Source organism: Microcoleus sp. A2-C3, from assembly GCF_036706065.1.
GTDB lineage: Bacteria > Cyanobacteriota > Cyanobacteriia > Cyanobacteriales > Microcoleaceae > Microcoleus.
Genome location: NZ_JAUBVX010000011.1, coordinates 70,442 through 88,789 on the forward strand (window position 1 = coordinate 70,442; position 18,348 = coordinate 88,789).

The window sequence follows — 18,348 nt, forward strand, 5'->3', positions numbered from 1 at the left end:
GAAGGTACTTATCAGTGCGACACCAGCAGTAAATACACCGGAATCCTGATTGTCATTACACCCACAAACCGCCAATATTTACCCCTTAAAAGTTAGATATTTGGGGTAATTTTGGTTGGTAGCGACTACTATATCACTAAAAAAAAGATCAAATAATTAAGCTATTTTCGGGCGAAAAGCCCTTGTAAAAATCTAGGGATATTCATTCATTGATAGTCAGAAGATTGAACTGACAAATTTATCAGTACAAGACAGGTTTGGCCGCACTCAAAGAGCGGCAGCCCAGTAGGAGCGTGGTGAAGAAGGCTCTCAAACACCAGAAATTTGGTTGACGACGTTAGCGCAGCCCTCGAAGAGGATCGCTCGATCTGATTTTTTTCAACCGCTCACGACAATAAATCTTGTTGATTATCGATCGCGAGCACCTAGGATGACGTAAATACGTCGTTAGCGCAGCTCTCGAAGAGGAGCGCACGCTCCTACTGGGCTGGTCAAAGAGCGGCTATCGCCGCTATTGGGAGTGACCTGCTCATTTAAGTTTCATCCATTCTTAACAATAGCGAACGCATTCACCTAGGAAAGCCTTCATCACGGGCGATCGCCCTCAAAAAAGCCAGTTAGCTGTTAAGAATTAGGATTGACTTCTATTTCAGTTAACTGGCTCCCTTTCAATTAACCACACAAAATTCAAAGAGGGATGCTATCTCGCCATGAACGGACACAACTTGAATTTACTGCCAGTACCACTACCGCCCATGCTGCCAGAAATGGTGGGTATCGTTGGTGATTCCCGATACTTCGCCATGTTTTATATGGGCAGCAAAGCTACTTGGACTGATGGTAGAGGGTTAGGGACCTTCAGTTATTATGCCGTGTACGAGCCACTTACTGAACATCCCGCTCTTGCCCTCGATCTGGAACCATACCACCTCGGTTCCGATGATGAATTTCCCACCCATGCAATTGTGTGCGATCGCTGGGAAGAAAAGATGTATGTCGGAGATTACCCAGAAGTAGAGAAATTTCTCAATATCCAGCACCCGCCGCTGCCCACTCTGTCACCAGAAGAAGTTGAACAGCAACGGCAAAGGATTGAGGAAGAACTGGCAAACTTTGACATTTCCACTTTCCAGAAGTTGGGGATGTTTGAGTTGTTGGCAGGACACAATCAACAACAAAAGCAGGAGCTAGTGGAATTGGCGCATTGGCTTGACCAACAAGTAACTGAAGAGTTGCTACGGCGATATCTCGAAGCTGCTAATAAAGGTAATTGGACAGCGATTTCTGTACTGCAAAGATTTTTGCAACGCATCCCTAAAATTTTTTGACAACAGAATCATTACCATTAAGCGAACGCAATCTTTCCTTGTAACTATGAGAGAGATTGGTATTAGTGCCAATTCCTAGCAACACTAATTAATGACCAAAAACTCTGCCTATTTCCGTAACAAAAATAAAACACAGAATCAAGTAGTAGCCATTGGAGAAAGAGCGCTTGTACAATGCGTTAAAAGCTGGTGTCCTCCCAGTTTTGAATCAAGATTTCCAGGGGGAATCATCCCTTTCTGGATTCCTATACTTCCTGAGCGACCGCACTCTGATGCAGAAATTCTCAAGTTTGAACCGCTCCACTATCACTTTGACTTTCGCTTTTGGCATGACCGACTTATCAACTTATTCTTCACAGATGGGGAAACTGGTGAAGATTGGCAAGCACGAGTTCAATTAGCTTGTGAAGTTATCGAAATAAAACAAGTGGTGCGCTTGTGCTACCGCAATATACCAATCCTTTCAGCCGACTACAACTTCTTGCCACGCTTGGAGGAAGCTTACTCGAATTGCTCCTTGCTGCCTGGTAATATTTGCCCCCACAAAGGTTATAAACTTTTGCCAAATACCAAGCACCCTAATTTAGGAACCTGCCCGGGTCACGGGTTAGCATTTAACTTCAAAACTGGGCAATTATGCCGGAGAAAGGAATTTACACAGCTTGATTTCAGTTGATTGATTTAGGGGAATATCGCGCCGCAATTTCTTGATCAAGAAATTGGCCTGAAAACCTGTCAAAAAAAGTCAAGTGCAATCGATTCACAGCTATGAACTTATGTCAATCTTAAAAGGAAGTCGAGATTTGATTTCGGCGCTGCCGCTAAGAGATTTGAAGGGGATGCCACCTTCAATCGAATTGCCTGCTAATTTTGCAAAAATTCATACGCCGCGCTTTGAGTGCGGCGAGATGGTGCGCTGGACGGGTGTTGGCGAAGAAGCTGATTGGGGGATAGTTATTGGCAAATTTTACAACTGCGAACCGCGCCGGTGCTGTTGGATGTGGTGCTACATAATTTGGCTGGCTGCTAATTCCAAGAGCGCAGCTTGGTGTCAGTTTGATACGGCGCGGGAGGAAGATTTGGAGGGGTTTGAGGATGAAAAAGCCGCAGACTTTGACAGATAGAGAGCGCAATTTAATTGCAGCTTACAGCCAATGCCAATTGGGAATGACGCCGAAGCAGTTTTATGCTAAATGGGGAGTGACTCATGAGGAAATCGCTTTTATTTGTTCCCGTTCTAATTCTACAGTGCGGGGTTGGTTTAAGCGGGATAAGAGCCGAAGGTTTCCTACCGCTGTCGATTTGCGTCATCTGGCAGTAATGAACTTTCTGCTGGAACATTTTGAGGAAATTCCAGAGGCACTGGCAACCTTGCTATGTCGGCTTTCTGAAGATAAGAGCGTGCATTAGTAGTGGCGCGTCTGCTTGAAATTAGTGCATTGAACAATTGCCCGTGTTTTCTCAAATTGATAAACTTCAAAGCGTTTCACGGAGGCCCAGCACCCGTTATGGATCAAAGAAACTCTTTCTCCCCCTCTCGCCCTCTCCCCTTCTCCCCCTCTCGCCCTCTCCCCTTCTCCCCTGCGAGTTTCTGAGGAGATTTCTAATGCCTCATTTCCAAATAGACGCGCCACTATTGTTTTTGATTTTATCACAGAAATTGGGTCTAAAACCCCGTCCTTATAGGACGGCTTTGTTAGCAGAAGTAAAAACATTGAATCTTTTCCATAAAGATATGTGACAACATCAGATAGAACGTTGTCCTACAATATACTAACAGTAGCTCAAAAAGGAGGAGTTAAACTTGTTAACAAACTATGTATACAAGTTGCGCCCAAATCAAACACAGACTTTAAAAATGTCCAATTGGGTCGATATGTTACGAAGCCATTTCAACTGGTGTCTCAGTGACAGAATCACTCAATATAGTCAACAGTTCATTCAAGGTAACTATTGCGACATTAGGACAAAAAGTGAAGCCTGCCCCTTGACCAGTTGTGTCAGTAAAAACGGTGCAACCGGAGAGCCTTGGAAAACAAGCAAAACAGATAAAGAGGGGAAAGTCAAAAACCCTCGACGCAACCCAGGTGACATTCAAATCACCGCTTTGCCCGAACTGAAAGCAGCTAGACCCTGGTTTGCAGGGATAGATTCAACAGTTCTACAGCAGAACGTCAAACGGTTAGACACTGCCTACAAAAATTTCTTTGAGGGGCGTGGTTTTCCTAAATTTAAAAACCGCAGTAACTTTACTTCTTTCACTTTTGTGATGGGGGCAAAAATACAGGGTAATAAAATTTACTTGCCAAAGTTGGGTTGGATGCGTTTTCATAAATCGCGCCCAATTTCTGGTAGTTTTACCATTAAAGCTTGTGCGGTGAGGAGGCGACAAAATGGCTGGTATGTATCTATCCGTATCGAGGATAAGTCTATCCCTGATTACACCACAAAACCTCTTAAGGGTGTCGTTAAAGTCATTGGCTGCGATATGGGAATTACGAAATTAGTCTATCTCTCAGATGGCGATCAAATTGAAAATCCCAAGTTCTCAACCACCAAAAAAACTAAACGCACTTTAAAAATCAGGCAGAGGCGGGTTACTAGAAAAGCAAAAGGGAGCAATAACCGCAAGAAAGCGGCTAAAAAACTAGGGCTTTTTCATCAGAAAATTAGCGATCAACGCCAAGCTTACCAATGGAAAGTTGCTAATAAAATAGTTTCCCGTCGCGTTGACGCGATTGCCCTGGAAGACTTGAATATTTCCGGCAGTGCGATTCGTTGATTAGTGAATCTCGGTAATCAATCCGTAAATAACTAATCCAGTGAAACTTGACCCCTAGGTTGAGCACTGAACTCTCAGATTGATGAAGGTGCAAGTCCTTCCCGCAAGATTCATGCGTGACTCCTTATCTGCCCACACCGACCAAGTTCAATTCTTGGAGAGTGAAGCTGGAAGGCGCAATCAGACGGCTGTTATGGGCTGACACTGGTGCTAACAGGGAGTTCCTACGGTGAAACCGAGCCTAGAAAAGTAACTTAAACGTAGGCAGGGCATAACTTAAAAAAACCCTGACCTCATCAGAGCTAAAACCCGACGCATCTTGCCAGAATAGCGTTCAGAATCCTGGGTTTCTGATAGTTAAAATGGCTACACCTAACGGAACAATTAATCATCTGAGGGAACGAATAAAAACGACTTGAGAGTCATGGATACGTCGATTTCCATGTAGGTAAGATGAGATACGGAACCCTCTCAAGTCGGGTAGGATGCGAAGTAATTCTCGCAAGGTATTCAGAAAACACTTAACAGAGCAGAGCATGATTAGGCACAGTAGCAATACCAGTGAATCTTGGAAGAATCTACCGTGGAAGAAATTCCGCAAAGATTTATTTCGCCTACAAAAGAGAGTGTTCAAAGCGGTTCAAGCAGGAAACAAGCGGAAAGCGCGGTCTCTGCAAAGACTTATTCTGAAATCCAAAGCAGCTAGATTTTTAGCAATTCGACAAGTAACACAGCTAAACGCTGGCAAGAAAACAGCAGGTATTGATAGTGTAAAATCCCTGGACTTTACAGGACGTTTCGACCTAGAAACAATACTCAAAGAGTCGGCAGGTAATTGGCATCATCAAGGACTACGGCAAATCCCAATCCCTAAAAAGGACGGGACAGCAAGAATGCTAAAAATCCCAACTATCGCGGATAGAGCTTGGCAATGCCTCGCTAAATACGCTTTAGAACCAGCACATGAAGCAACATTCCATGCCTACAGCTACGGGTTCAGAACTGGACGCTCCGCGCACGATGCACAGAAAATCCTGTTCAACAATCTAAGAAGCTACTGCAATGGAACGGAAAAACGAGTGATCGAACTCGACATTGAAAAATGCTTCGACAGGATCAGTCACACCACCATAATGGACAACTTGATTGCGCCCAAAGGTGTCAAGCTCGGAATCTTCCGATGCCTAAAAGCTGGGGTCAACCCCGATTTCCCGGAACAAGGAACTCCTCAAGGTGGGGTGGTGAGTCCCCTTTTAGCTAACATCGCTCTTAACGGGATTGAAAGTATTCACAGATACCATAAGGATGGATTTAGAATAACGGACAAAACCCCAGCGTCAAACATTGTCGAAACATCAATCCGTTATGCGGATGATATGGTGATAATGCTTAGACCTCAAGACGATGCAGAAAAAATACTTGCCGAAATTGATAATTTTTTAGCAGCAAGAGGAATGATGGTAAGTGCTAAAAAGACCAAGATTACCGCCGCGACAGATGGCTTCGACTTTCTCGGCTGGCATTTCAAAGTGTTAAGCGACGGAAGATTTAAAAGCTACCCCTCTGTGGATAACTTTAAAAAGTTCCGTTTGAAGGTAAAGAACATCGTTAATTGCTCGAATTATGGTTCTCAGGTAAAAGCCGAAAAGCTAGCGCCAATAGTTAGAGGATGGAGAAATTACCATAGATTCTGCGATATGTCAGGAGCAAGATTTTCACTTTGGTTCTTAAATCACAGAACATACACGGTATTTAACCAGGAAACCAAAAATACCAGAGAATCAAGCGTTAAGCTTGTTAAGAAGGCATTTCCAACAGTTCCTTACTCCGAAAATAAACACATCAACGTCAAAGGGAACAAATCCCCCTATGACGGAGATTCAACCTACTGGAGCGAACGCAATAGTAAGTTATATAATGGGGCTACCTCTAAAGCTCTCAAAAAGCAAAACCATTCATGTGGTCATTGTGGAATGAAATTTATAAGTGATGAACCTGTACATTTACACCACATCGACGGAAACCATGATCACTGGAAACCTGAAAATTTTCTAGCAATACATAAATCCTGTCATGACTATTTACACATGGGCAAAAGGGTCACTCCCTAAGAATATCGGGAGCTGGATGCACGAAAACGGGCACGTCCAGATCTTACTGAGAGGTGCTGGGGATAATACCCCACATCGACTCAAACTGATGCGTCGGTGTAGAGTAAAGATTGACGAAAAAACAGGTAGATTCCTGAAAAATGGGCAATCAAGAAAGAAGGGGCTAAACCGTTCTATTTCTGATGCCAGTTGGGGCGAATTAATTTTGAAGATCGAGTATCTGGCTGCAAAGCAAGGAAAGGTCGCAATTAAAATTAATCCCAAACACTCCAGCCAAGAATGCCGAAACTGCGGTCATATCGATAAGTCTAATCGAGACGGCGAAAAGTTCATCTGCACTGAATGCGGATACCACGAACACGCCGATATCGGTGCAGCAAAAACTATTCGCGATCGAGCTTTGAATTTGGTACGCGGGGACTCCGCGAAACCTGGCGTTAGCGCCTAAACGCCCAAAAGATATCCTCACGCTCGATTGAGCAAACGTGAGGAGTTTGGGAACCCTGGAAACAGGGATATTAAGTTGGAAACATCTTAAGAATCCTCGCGCCTTCAGGCCGAGTGAGTGTCAAATACATCAAGCCTTTTCAGCATCAAAAAATAATTTGAGCTGGTTTCAGCACAAATATAGTCAATTGTCAATATCACCGTGACCTGTCTTCGACAATATTGTTTCAATTAAGGTAATGGCAGGTAATCAAACACAAACACAATTTGTTACTGTTATCAGGAGGTTAAAATGACCTATTTTGAGAAGTTGCACCCGTGGTGCTTAATTCGCTTACTTCCTAATTGCCAGCGTATTGTTGTGGCGCGATTTCGCAAGAGAAACGATGCAGATGAGCATCTGCGGGTTTTGCACCGGTTGGTTAAACATCGCACATTTGTGATTATTTTTGATAGTCAAGAACAGCCAGTTTTGCCTCAAGATTGATGGGCAAAACTTATTTTGAAGTCGAATTAGTCAAAGTACCTGCATTAGATTAATAACTCCGCTTATCCACAATTTCTCCTAGTTATCAATCCAACTGATAACTGGGAGAGTTTTTGATGGGTGCATAAGTCCTAACTAGGGAAAATTTGAGTAACAGTCAAATCAACAGAACAAATTATACAAGACTTACGCCCCAAGTGTTTAAATACACTATTGGTAGCGGTAAGGTGCTTACGGCTCACCCCTACATATAGCGGTTATGCGTAAGTCCTGTTAGAGTTATTATTATCGTCTCCATCAATTAATGATTGTGTAAATTTCAGCTACCGCTGATTAGTGTTTGAAAGATAGTGGAAGAAACCAACCCTATGATTCAAACACTGGTAAAACCGAATTTTCAATTAACTTCTCAACAAAACAACGCCCTCCAACTCCTCGAACAATTTGTAGCAAGTTCTAAACGGGTATTCGGGCTATTTGGATATGCAGGTACGGGAAAATCAACCCTTGTCAACCTGGTAGCAGAACAATTAGTCAGCGCCGGAAAGAGAGTCGCTTTCACCGCTCCCACCAATAAAGCTGTAGGCGTATTGCGACGGATGGCTGCTGAAAAAGGACTCATAGGAGTAGACTTTATGACCATCCACCAACTACTAGGATTAGCTCCAGTTAAACAGGGGCAAAATAAAATCCTCAAACAAGTTTCTCCTTCTTTCCTTCACCTGTACGACACCATCTTTCTCGATGAGTGCAGTATGGTGACAACAGAACTCTGGAATATCATTCAAGAAAGAATTGCTAGCGCTTTACTCATCGGCAGCAATCGGCAGCTTATTGTTATGGGCGACCCCGCACAATTGCCTCCTGTTAACAATGGCGAAATAGAAGAGAAAAAATCTCAATCCTTCAGCGTGCCTGAAAAAGCCGTTTTAACAGAGGTCGTCAGGCAAGGTGCGGGCAGCCCCCTGCTAGAATTCGTAACAGCTTGCCGCACGGCTGTCAAGAGCAAAGAGGCGTTCAAACCCTTCTCCAAATTCAGCTTTGATAAAAAAAACGGAGCCTTCTTAGTCAGAGAAAAAACGCTGCTGAAATACGCCTTAAAAAAGTTCTCTTCTACTTTCCCTCAAGACCCTGATTGCTTTCGCATCCTCTGCTACACTAACGAGCGCGTCGCCTACTGGAATAGCAAAATCCGAGCCAAAATCTACGGGAAAAATGCTCCCAGATTTATTATTGGAGAGAGGTTGATTGCTAAAGCTCCCGTTATTGCTCCCGACGGCAAAACCGTCATCCTGCCCACATCAGCAGAAGTGGAAATTGCCGAATTTCAAGAGGATAGGTACTCTGGCTATAAAGCCTGGAATCTTCAGGTTAAAACTGATGCAGGCGACCAACGCCAAATCTATATTCTGCACGAAAGTGATGTTCGCCGATTTCAACAGGATAATAGTAGATTACTGCGAAATGCTAAAAGCAATCCGAGCTTATGGAAGGCATGGTACAATCATTGTGAAATCTTTGCCGATATGAGAAATTGTTGGGCAATTACTGTTCACAATTCTCAAGGCTCTACTTTCACGGAGGTGGGAATTGATAGCAGTGACATCGGCAGGAAAGTTGCTACTAAATTGCTGTATCTTGCTCAGGTTTGTCCTAGTCAAAAAGCTCAATTTTTCAAAGAATACCGCGACAGTATTCGAGCGCACAATCAGCTTATGTACGTGAGTTGTAGTCGTGCGAAGCACCGGGTTTTTGTTACTAAGTGAACCCATTTTATATTTGGTGAATGGCACTTTTAGAGTTTAAGGGCGATGCCTGTGGCTGGCTACACTCGCTTGCGGTCTGACAAGACGATCGCCCTTGAAATGTGCTACTTTTTTAATCATACTCAAGGGGGATGACAATAATTATATAACAAGAGAATGGAGTACAATACCAATACGGGACTAAAAGCTGAGAAAATTGTTAGGTTGCGATCGCACTTTATCTCACCAAAAAAGTTGCACCAACTTAAAACAGTGCCACACAGACGGAAGTAGTGTCAAAATTTCCCAGAGGATGGTAATGAGTTTAACTAGAGCAATTCCAGAACTCGGTCAGTTAGTCAAAGTGCGATCGCGCCAATACGTCGTCACCGACATACGTCCAACTGCCATACCTGTTAATCCCATGCTACCAGGGTTACAGCAGTTGCAAAACCTGGTGATGCTTTCCTCTGTGGAAGATGATGCTTTGGGAGAAGAATTACAGGTAATCTGGGAATTAGAACCTGGGGCTTTTATTCGCGAACGGATGGAACTACCGCCACCTACAGGTTTTGATGAACCCGCTAAATTAGACGCTTTTTTGGATGCGGTACGCTGGGGGGGCGCTTCAACTGCTGATATTCGTACTATACAATCTCCCTTTCGTAGCGGTATTGATATTGAAGATTATCAGCTTGACCCCGTTGTGCGTGCCATTCAAATGCCCCGTGTTAACTTACTAATTGCTGATGATGTAGGATTAGGGAAAACCATAGAGGCAGGATTAGTCGCGCAGGAGTTGACAATTCGCCATCGTTGCCGTCGTATTTTGATTATCTGCCCTTCAGCGCTACAAATTCAATGGCGCGACCAAATGCGGGATAAATTTGGTTTAGATTTTCGGATTGTTGATAGTAACTTGATGAAAGAGTTACGGCGTTCTCGCGGAATTCATGTCAATCCTTGGCAGCATTTTCCCAGGTTGATTACCTCGATCGATTTTATCAAGCGCGATCGCCCCCTGCGTCTTTTTCGCGAACTCCTCCCCGCCGAAGGCGAACCCCTCTATCCCCGCCGTTTTGACTTGCTGATTGTCGATGAAGCGCACAACGTCGCCCCATCCGGCGGCGGAAAATATGCAGTTGACTCCCTCCGAACGACCACAATTAGATTATTAGTTCCTCATTTTGAACACAAATTATTTTTAACCGCGACTCCCCATAACGGTTATCCCGAAAGTTTCACCGCCTTATTAGAATTGTTAGACTCCCAAAGATTTGCTAGGGGTGTTTCTCCTGACAAAAATCAACTGCAAGTTGTCATGGTGCGACGACTGAAACAAGAAATGCAAAACTGGGATGGTTCGCCTTTATTTCCAGTACGGAATTTAGCCCCTATTTTAGTAGATTATCCCGCCGCCGAACGGAGGACGCACTCTGCGTTAAAACATTACACCGAATTACGTTGTAAAGGTGTGGCAGATAATACAGAAAAGTATGCCACAGAATTTGTTTTAAAACTGTTAAAGAAACGCTTGTTTTCTTCCCCAGAAGCCTTTGCGATTACCTTAGCCCAGCACGAAAAATCTATAACTTCAGCCCGTCGCCGGACTGCTACCACTTTATCACGACCAACTGAGGGAATTTTACGCCGTCAATTAGAGCAAGTTGAAGAAGAATTTGCCGATGATGCGGTTTACGAAGAAGCAACCGATGAAGCAATTACTAATACTAGCAGATTATTTCGCCCACTTTCGGCAGCAGAACAACAATTATTACAAGAAATGCGACAATGGGCTGAAGATGCCGCCAAACGACCGGATGCCAAAGCTCAAGAATTATTGAATTGGATTCATACTCAGATCAAACCTAATGGGAAATGGTCAAATCAACGGGTTATTATTTTCACCGAATATCGCGCTACTCAAAAATGGTTGTATAATTTATTAGCAGCCGAAAGATTAATCGAAGGAGACAGATTGATGACTCTTTATGGCGGGATGGTTTCGGAAGATAGGGAAAAAGTTAAAGCCGCTTTTCAAACCGACCCTGATATTTCCCCTGTGCGGATTTTACTGGCAACTGATGCAGCTTCGGAAGGGTTAGATTTACAGAATTATTGTTCTAAATTGATTCATTATGAAATTCCTTGGAATCCGAATCGGATGGAACAGCGGAATGGCAGAATTGACCGTCACGGACAAAAAGCTCAGGAGGTTTTAGTTTATCATTTTGTCGGAAAAGATTATAAAGAAAATTCGGTAACGGGAACTAAACCGGGTGATTTAGAAGGTGATTTAGAATTTTTAATGAGGGCGGCATTAAAAGTTAATAATATCAGAGAAGATTTGGGTAAAGTGGGCATGGTGATTGCCCAGCAAGTAGAAGAAGCAATGTTAGGATATCGGACTACTTTAGATACTAGCAAATCTGAACGGGAATCGGAACCTGTGCGACGGATGTTAAAGTTTGAGCGCAAAGTGAGAGAACAAATTGATAAATTGCGGGAACAATTAAACGAAACTCGCCAGAATTTACGGTTAACCCCTGATAATATAGAATCAGTAGTAAAAATTGGGTTAGAGTTAGCAGAACAACCGCCACTGATAGAAACTCAGATAGCAGGTTTAAAGGGAAAAGCTTTTTATTTACCCGCCCTAAAAAGCAGTTGGGCAATGTGTAGCGAAGGGTTAGCCCATCCCCATACAAAAGAGATTCGCCCCATTGTTTTTGACCCGGAATTAGCCCAGGGTAAAGATAATGTGGTGTTAGCACATTTGAATCATCGGTTAGTACAAATGTGTTTGCGCTTGTTGCGGGCTGAGGTGTGGTCTGGGGAGGAAAGAAAATGCTTGCATCGCGTGACGGCGAGGTTAGTTTCTGCTAGTTCTGGGTTGGAAACTCCGGCGGTGGTTGCTTATGGTAGATTGGTGATTTTAGGAAGCGACCAACAGCGGTTACATGAAGAGGTGATTGCGGCGGGGGGAGTGTTGAAGGATGGCAAATTTACCAGGTTGAAAGTGAAGCAATTGGAAGGGGCATTAAATGCAGTTTTACCAGCAGCAGCGCCAGATAGCATTCAACAAAAATTAGCCGAATTTTGGCCGAATTATGCCGATGAATTGCTGAAGAGTTTGCAGGGGCGGATGAGTGATAGAACTGCTAGTTTGCAACGGGATTTGCAAAACCGCGCTGATAAGGAGGTGGCGGATATTACGGCTATTTTAACTGAGTTAAAGCTTAGTATTGAAAAAGAGTTTGATGAACCGGAGTTTAAGCAATTGGAGTTATTTAATACGGAGGAACAGGCACAATTTGAGCGAAATGTCAATAGTTTAAAGTTGAGGATTGAGCAAATTCCTGGCGAGATTGAACAGGAAACGGCGGTAATTAGGGCGAGATTTGCTAATCCAACGCCGCGATTGTTTCCTTTGGCGGTTACTTACTTAGTTCCGCAGAAACTTGGGAGGTAAGCTGTTATGCACCTAGATTGTTTATGGTATTAGAGGGGGAGAAGGGGAGAGGGGGAGAGGGGGAGAGGATTTGACGAGTTTTGATATGGGATCGAAATATGCAATTTAAATGCAGAACAACTTAATTATGAGGCACTAAAGTGCCTACTACAAACAGTTCGTAGTAAGCACTTTAGTGCAAACGGAGGTGAGGCAAATGGCATACAGCGATTTTAAGTTAAATGAAGTAAGTCAACGGTTTGGATTGACAATAAACGAAGCGTCGGGAATGTTTGCGGATGTACCGGAAGCAGAATGTAGCGATTTACTGACCACAATTCTAGGTGAAAATGTTGATTTGGCGGTGGCGATTAATACGGAAAAAGCCCGTTCAGAAATGATTATTAGTCCAGTTTTGTTAGAGATTAGGCGCAAATTTAAGGGTCAAATTAGCTTATTTTCGGGGGTGGACTTTACCGTTGATGTCCAACAAGGTTTAAATGGCTTTTGTGATTTTATCATTAGTTCATCGAAAGAACAGTTATTTGTTCGCGCCCCGGTAATTACGCTGGTGGAGACGAAGAATGAAAACTTAAAATCGGGGTTGGCGCAGTGTATTGCGGAAATGGTAGCAGCACAGTTATTTAATGAACGACAAGGAAATGAAATCAAAAGTATTTATGGAGTCATCACCATCGGCACGATTTGGCAATTTTTAAAGTTACAGGATAAAGTAATTTCGATTGATTTAAGCGAATATTATATTAAGGATATCAAGAAAATTTTAGGTATCTTAGTCAGCGCCATTCAACAGCAATAAAAACCCATTCCCCATTACCCATCATGTCTACCGCACGTCATCACGCTGAATGGTTATCCCTCGTTGAAGCTTCCGGGCCTTTTTTAAGTTTACCCGTATTGCTGAAAGTTTTTCCCAGTGGGTTAGATGCCCATGACCCAGAACATTTGAAGCTGTTACGGTTAGCTTATGAAGAATGGCAGGATAATCAATTGGGGGCGCGTCCTGAAAAAGCCATTCATCGCGCTTGGGTGGAATTTGTGTTGCGGCAGACTTTGGAATTGCCCGATGAGGTATTCTTAGAAGGGCAGCGGATTCCACCGGGATTGCAAGTTACGGTTGAACAACATGGCGAAATTCTCCGTCCTGACTGGGTAATTGTCAATCCTCAAGGCACACCCAACGCCGGGACACCTCGACTGTTAGTTCAGATTGTACCGGCAGAACAAAATTTAGAGAAAGCTTTGGCAGGACAACGTTGGAAAGCGAGTCCGGCGACTCGGATGATGGAATTATTGCACGCTGCTAACGTGCGGTTGGGATTGGTGACGAATGGCGAACATTGGATGTTAGTCAATGCGCCACGAGGGGAAACGACGGGTTTTATTTCTTGGTACGCTACCCTTTGGTTGGAAGAACATTTAACCCTGCGGGCGTTTCGCAGTTTGTTGGGGGTGAGGCGGTTTTTTGGCGTGGATGACTCCCAGACGCTGGAAACCTTGCTAACTCAGAGTATCACCGACCAACAGGAAGTTACCGACCAACTGGGGTATCAGGTACGGCGGGCGGTGGAAGTATTGGTACAGGCGTTAGACCGCATCGACCAAGATAGAAATCGCAGTCTTTTACAAAATATCTCGGAAACTCAGCTTTATGAAGCGGCGCTGACGGTGATGATGCGGTTGGTGTTTTTGTTTGCTGCTGAGGAACGCAAGTTGATTCCTTCGCCGGGGGGAGAAACGCTTTATCAGGAATATTATGCCGTTTCTACCATTGCGGCGAAGTTACGCAGCGATGCGGATAAATTTGGCGAGGAAGTGTTGGAACGTCGCAGCGATGCTTGGTGTCGGTTGTTGGCGACATTTCGCGCCGTTTTTGGGGGGATTCGCCACGATTTGCTGGATGTTCCTGCTTATGGGGGGAGTTTGTTTGACCCGGATAGATTCCCGTTTTTGGAAGGAAGGGCGCTGGGAACTGAGTGGAAGTCAGCCTCTGCGGAACCGATTCCGGTGAATAATCGCATTGTCTTGCATTTGTTGGAAGCTTTGCAAGTTTTGCAAATCCGCGTCGGGGGAACGGTGGAACCGCGCCGCCTTTCGTTTCGGGCGCTGGATATCGAACAAATTGGTCATGTTTACGAGGGCTTGCTTGACCATACCGCAGTACGGGCGAGTTCTCCGGTGTTGGGATTAATTGGGACGCGGGAACGGGAACCCGAAATAACGCTGGCGGAGTTGGAACGCCTACAAGCGCAGGGTGAGGAGAATTTTGTCAAAACGCTTAAAGAACAGTCGAATAAGTCTCCTGCTGCTTTGAAAAAGGCGCTTTCAGCCGAGATTTTACCCCGGATGCAGGAACGGTTGCGGGTGGCTTGCAATAATGATGGGGAATTATATCAACGGGTTTTGCCGTTTGCGGGTTTGATTCGCTTGGATACTTTGGATTATCCGGTGGTGATTCCGACGGGTAGCGTTTATGTGACTCAGGGGACTAATCGGCGGGAAACGGGGACGCATTACACGCCGCGCAGTTTAACGGAACCGATTGTGCAATATACTTTGGAACCGTTGGTTTATGAAGGGGTGGCTGAGGGGAAACCGAAATCTGAATGGGTCCTCAAATCTGCAAAGAAATTACTGTTACTAAAAATCTGCGATATGGCGATGGGAAGTGGGGCGTTTTTGGTGCAGACTTGTCGCTATTTGGCTGAACGTTTGGTGGAGGCGTGGGAAACCGCAGAACGGGAAAATCCGGGTAAAGTGGTGATTGCACCGGAGGGGACTTTATCTCAGTTTCGTCCTGATGAATGTCCGATTCCTAAAGATAGTGATGAACGGTTGACGGTGGCGCGGCGGATTGTGGCTGAACGCTGTCTTTATGGTGTTGATAAAAATCCTTTGGCGGTGGAGATGGCGAAGTTATCTTTGTGGTTGATAACTTTGGCGCAGGGGCGACCGTTTACCTTTTTAAATCATGCTTTGAAATGGGGTGATTCGCTGTTGGGGGTGACGGATGCCCAGCAAATTGAATTTTTTCATCTTAACCCGAAAGAGGGGAATCAATTGCCGATTATTTCGACGATTTGTAGACCTTTGTTAGAGGAAGCGATTGCTAAACGTCGAGAGTTAGAAGGTTTTTCGGTTAATGATATTCGGGATTTGCAACGGAAGGATGAGTTATTAAAGGCAGCGGAGAAAGCTTTAAATCAGGTGCGGTTTATTGGGGATTTGCTGGTTGGGGAAGCGTTGATGCAAGCTGGAAAAACGGGTAATTTGGTGGTTGAGGATTTGGCTGTTTTGTCTCAGCAGGTGGCTGGTGCGTTGGCGGGGAAAGATGAGGAAAGGCAGCGAAAAATTGAGGTTTTATATGCTAAGGCGCAAAGAATGTTAGATATTGGGAAACCTGGGGAACAAGCGCCTAGAAAAACTTTTCATTGGGCGTTGGAGTTTCCAGAGGTGTTTTTAAGTGATTTATCGGGTAAAGGTTTTGATGCTTTGGTGGGAAATCCTCCGTTTCAGGGAGGGAAAAAGATTACAGGTGTATTGGGTACGGATTATCGAGATTTTTTAGTAGAAAGAATTGCTAATGGAAAAAGAGGAAATGCTGATTTATCTGCTTACTTTTTTTTAAGGGCGCAACAGTTACTTAATTCTCAGGGTGGGTTTGGTTTAGTTGCTACAAATACAATTTCTCAAGGTGATTCTCGTGAAGTTGGCTTAGATCAATTAATTACTAATAATTGTGTGATTCCCCGTGCTGTTCCTAGCCGGAAATGGGAGGGAAGTGCTAATTTAGAAGTGGCTCATGTTTGGTTACGAAAAGGGAATTGGCAGGGTGAATTTATTTTAGATGAAAAGCCTGTTGATGGAATTACGGCATTTTTGACAACGCCGGGTAAAGTTGTTAGTAATCCTCATCGATTAGCAGCAAATCAAGATAAATCTTTTATTGGTTCCTATGTGCTGGGTATGGGTTTTGTTTTGACTCCAGAAGAAGCACAAGCTTTGATTGAAAAAGAACCTCAAAATAAAGATGTTTTATTTCCTTATTTGAATGGTGAGGATTTGAATTCTCGCCCGGATCAATCTCCGAGTCGTTGGGTGATTAATTTCAAGGATTGGGCTTTGGATGCTGCACATGACGATCCGAAAAAGCCCAAAGGTAAACCTTATGCTGCTGATTATCCTGATTGTTTGGCAATTGTAGAAGAAAAGGTTAAACCTGAGAGAACACGGCAGAAAGAAAATGGTGAGTTTGTGCTTAGGACACCGCTACCGCAAAAATGGTGGATTTATGCAGATAAACGTCCAGCACTGTATGATGCGATCGCAGATAAGAATAGAGTCTTAGTTCGCGCCCGTGTTAGTAATACTAACTCAATTACATTTGTACCGACAAATTTAGTTATGTCAGAAATGATTGTAGTATTTGATTTTCAAGACTATATTTCATTTGTGATTTTACAATCAATGGCACATACTGAATGGTTTATTTACCATTCTTCAACTCTTGGTGCAGGAACTCGATACACCCCCTCAGACTGTTTTGAAACCTTCCCCTTCCCCACATCAACCTCAAACCTAGAAGAAATCGGCGAAAAATATTACACCCACCGCCAAAGCATCATGCAAACACGCCAAGAAGGATTAACCAAAACCTACAACCGCTTCCACAACCCCGAAGAAACCGCCCCCGACATTGAACAACTGCGTTTATTACACATAGAAATGGATAACGCCGTCGCCGCCGCCTACGGTTGGCAAGACATAGACTTAGGGCATGATTTCCACCAAACCAAACAAGGATTGCGCTACACTATCAGCGAAACCGCACGCCGGGAAGTGCTAGATAGACTCTTGCTGCTGAATCACGAACGTTACGCGGAAGAAGTCGCCCAAGGGTTGCACGATAAAGGGAAGAAAAAGGGGAAAAGTGGAGGTAAAAATGCTAAAAAGGAGGTATCATCTGAGGGACAGTTAAGTTTGTTTTAGCTTTTAGTAGGAGATTTCTATGAGAGCGGAATGTGGGTTTAAAAGTCAACAAGCAGAGTTACTCCCGCAGATGTTTGCAGAAATTTTAGTCCCCGCTAGCAGTCTGGGATGAAATTACAGCCACAGGTTTTTAGCCTACTGCATAATCACTCATTTCCCGCATAAAAGGAGGATAAAAACCTAACACAATATCCTGTTTTGGTACGCCCAAATTAACTAAATCTGCTGCAATATCATGTTCTGTTGAATTGTAAAAAATCCAGATTTTCTCATGGCGAATATCAAGATGTATTATACAATCATGCACCCAGCGTTTATGCTGCCAACCCAGATGCACAATTTGATAGTGATTGCGCTGTGTATCAAAGATAGTTTCAACCTCAAAATCGCCATAAGCTGGCTTAACTTCGGCGTAACCCATCAACAATTGCTGGACAATTTGCTGATAGTTGGTTAATTGATCCGTTAGTTTTTCCATTGTGAAATTTGCTCCAGTTCAATGTCGTAAATAATCAATTTTACGGAATTTTCTTGCAGCATTGATGCTGGAAAATCACGTTGAAAGAAGCTGTTATAGATTAAATCGGGTATGGCTAGATAGAGAATGCGATCTGGTTCTTCACGACGCAATGCAGCCCGATAGTTAATAAATTGCCCCAGTGCTGTATGAAACTCGGAAATTGCCGATGCACTAGCCAAAAAACTTTTGACTTCTACCGCAATTTTCTCATTTCCTCGCTCTGCTGCGAGTAATCGTTCTGCCCCTAAGTCAATTTCCATATCTACACCACCTACTTTTATTTTAAGTGGATCGTGAGTAACATTCCACCCATCCTTAGTAAGAGCAGTTTTAACAACTTGATGAAAACGATCTTTAGCCACAATAGACGATTCGATCTAGAGGTACAAGTTAAAACTATCACATTTACTGAAATATGGTGCGTTACGGCTACTGAAATATGGTGCGTTACGGCTACTGAAATATGG

The 18,348-nt window shown here is 43.8% G+C and carries 14 protein-coding genes; 12 read left to right on the forward strand and 2 right to left on the reverse strand.

Going from position 1 to position 18,348, the window contains the following annotated elements; genetic code table 11:
• Positions 1–710 precede the first annotated feature (710 nt).
• The 12 genes from QUB66_RS08750 (at position 711) to QUB66_RS08805 (ending at position 17,361) form a co-directional block, all read left to right on the forward strand.
• Entirely contained in the window at positions 711–1,328 is a 618-nt protein-coding gene (locus QUB66_RS08750; protein WP_332968484.1) for a hypothetical protein, read from the forward strand.
• 91 nt (positions 1,329–1,419) lie between these two features.
• On the forward strand, positions 1,420–2,004 hold the full coding sequence (locus tag QUB66_RS08755) for a hypothetical protein (protein ID WP_332968485.1): 585 nt from the start codon (positions 1,420–1,422) through the stop codon (positions 2,002–2,004).
• 100 nt (positions 2,005–2,104) lie between these two features.
• Positions 2,105–2,452 carry a hypothetical protein gene (locus QUB66_RS08760; protein ID WP_332968487.1) on the forward strand — a complete coding sequence of 116 codons (348 nt, stop codon included), beginning with the start codon at positions 2,105–2,107 and terminating at the stop codon, positions 2,450–2,452.
• A complete protein-coding gene (locus QUB66_RS08765) occupies positions 2,424–2,738 on the forward strand; it encodes a helix-turn-helix domain-containing protein (RefSeq protein WP_332968488.1) in 315 nt (104 codons plus the stop codon). The genes QUB66_RS08760 and QUB66_RS08765 overlap by 29 nt, the downstream gene beginning before the upstream one ends.
• Before the next feature lie 394 nt (positions 2,739–3,132).
• The gene (locus QUB66_RS08770; protein WP_332968489.1) at positions 3,133–4,110 is read left to right on the forward strand and encodes an RNA-guided endonuclease InsQ/TnpB family protein; all 978 of its coding nucleotides are present in this window, start codon (positions 3,133–3,135) and stop codon (positions 4,108–4,110) included.
• 536 nt (positions 4,111–4,646) lie between these two features.
• Positions 4,647–6,221 carry a group II intron reverse transcriptase/maturase gene (locus tag QUB66_RS08775; protein WP_332968512.1) on the forward strand — a complete coding sequence of 525 codons (1,575 nt, stop codon included), beginning with the start codon at positions 4,647–4,649 and terminating at the stop codon, positions 6,219–6,221.
• Between the two features lie 88 nt (positions 6,222–6,309).
• The gene (locus QUB66_RS08780; protein ID WP_332968492.1) at positions 6,310–6,669 is read left to right on the forward strand and encodes a transposase; all 360 of its coding nucleotides are present in this window, start codon (positions 6,310–6,312) and stop codon (positions 6,667–6,669) included.
• 291 nt (positions 6,670–6,960) lie between these two features.
• Positions 6,961–7,155 carry a hypothetical protein gene (locus tag QUB66_RS08785; protein WP_332955146.1) on the forward strand — a complete coding sequence of 65 codons (195 nt, stop codon included), beginning with the start codon at positions 6,961–6,963 and terminating at the stop codon, positions 7,153–7,155.
• Between the two features lie 368 nt (positions 7,156–7,523).
• Positions 7,524–8,921: an ATP-dependent DNA helicase gene (locus QUB66_RS08790; RefSeq protein WP_332968494.1), complete on the forward strand. Its 1,398-nt coding sequence runs from the start codon at positions 7,524–7,526 to the stop codon at positions 8,919–8,921.
• Positions 8,922–9,219: 298 nt separating this feature from the next.
• Positions 9,220–12,372, forward strand: a complete 3,153-nt coding sequence (gene drmD, locus QUB66_RS08795) for a DISARM system SNF2-like helicase DrmD (protein WP_332968496.1) — start codon at positions 9,220–9,222, stop codon at positions 12,370–12,372.
• A 196-nt stretch (positions 12,373–12,568) separates the two neighbouring features.
• Entirely contained in the window at positions 12,569–13,171 is a 603-nt protein-coding gene (locus QUB66_RS08800) for a hypothetical protein (protein WP_332968498.1), read from the forward strand.
• 23 nt (positions 13,172–13,194) lie between these two features.
• A complete protein-coding gene (locus QUB66_RS08805; protein ID WP_332968501.1) occupies positions 13,195–17,361 on the forward strand; it encodes an Eco57I restriction-modification methylase domain-containing protein in 4,167 nt (1,388 codons plus the stop codon).
• A 130-nt stretch (positions 17,362–17,491) separates the two neighbouring features.
• Here QUB66_RS08805 and QUB66_RS08810 read toward each other — a convergent pair whose 3' ends face one another.
• Positions 17,492–17,839, reverse strand: a complete 348-nt coding sequence (locus QUB66_RS08810; RefSeq protein ID WP_332968502.1) for a XisI protein — start codon at positions 17,837–17,839, stop codon at positions 17,492–17,494.
• On the reverse strand, positions 17,827–18,243 hold the full coding sequence (locus tag QUB66_RS08815) for an element excision factor XisH family protein (RefSeq protein WP_332968503.1): 417 nt from the start codon (positions 18,241–18,243) through the stop codon (positions 17,827–17,829). Before QUB66_RS08815 ends, QUB66_RS08810 begins: the two co-directional genes overlap by 13 nt.
• Positions 18,244–18,348: the final 105 nt, after the last annotated feature.

Excerpts from the sequence above, each read along its gene's own strand:
- QUB66_RS08750 (WP_332968484.1), top strand. The coding sequence starts at position 711 with ATGAACGGACACAACTTGAATTTACTGCCAGTACCACTACCGCCCATG.
- QUB66_RS08755 (WP_332968485.1), top strand. The coding sequence starts at position 1,420 with ATGACCAAAAACTCTGCCTATTTCCGTAACAAAAATAAAACACAGAAT.
- QUB66_RS08760 (WP_332968487.1), top strand. The coding sequence starts at position 2,105 with ATGTCAATCTTAAAAGGAAGTCGAGATTTGATTTCGGCGCTGCCGCTA.
- QUB66_RS08765 (WP_332968488.1), top strand. The coding sequence starts at position 2,424 with ATGAAAAAGCCGCAGACTTTGACAGATAGAGAGCGCAATTTAATTGCA.
- QUB66_RS08775 (WP_332968512.1), top strand. The coding sequence starts at position 4,647 with ATGATTAGGCACAGTAGCAATACCAGTGAATCTTGGAAGAATCTACCG.
- QUB66_RS08780 (WP_332968492.1), top strand. The coding sequence starts at position 6,310 with ATGCGTCGGTGTAGAGTAAAGATTGACGAAAAAACAGGTAGATTCCTG.
- QUB66_RS08785 (WP_332955146.1), top strand. The coding sequence starts at position 6,961 with ATGACCTATTTTGAGAAGTTGCACCCGTGGTGCTTAATTCGCTTACTT.
- QUB66_RS08790 (WP_332968494.1), top strand. The coding sequence starts at position 7,524 with ATGATTCAAACACTGGTAAAACCGAATTTTCAATTAACTTCTCAACAA.
- drmD (WP_332968496.1), top strand. The coding sequence starts at position 9,220 with ATGAGTTTAACTAGAGCAATTCCAGAACTCGGTCAGTTAGTCAAAGTG.
- QUB66_RS08800 (WP_332968498.1), top strand. The coding sequence starts at position 12,569 with ATGGCATACAGCGATTTTAAGTTAAATGAAGTAAGTCAACGGTTTGGA.
- QUB66_RS08805 (WP_332968501.1), top strand. The coding sequence starts at position 13,195 with ATGTCTACCGCACGTCATCACGCTGAATGGTTATCCCTCGTTGAAGCT.
- QUB66_RS08810 (WP_332968502.1), bottom strand. The coding sequence starts at position 17,839 with ATGGAAAAACTAACGGATCAATTAACCAACTATCAGCAAATTGTCCAG.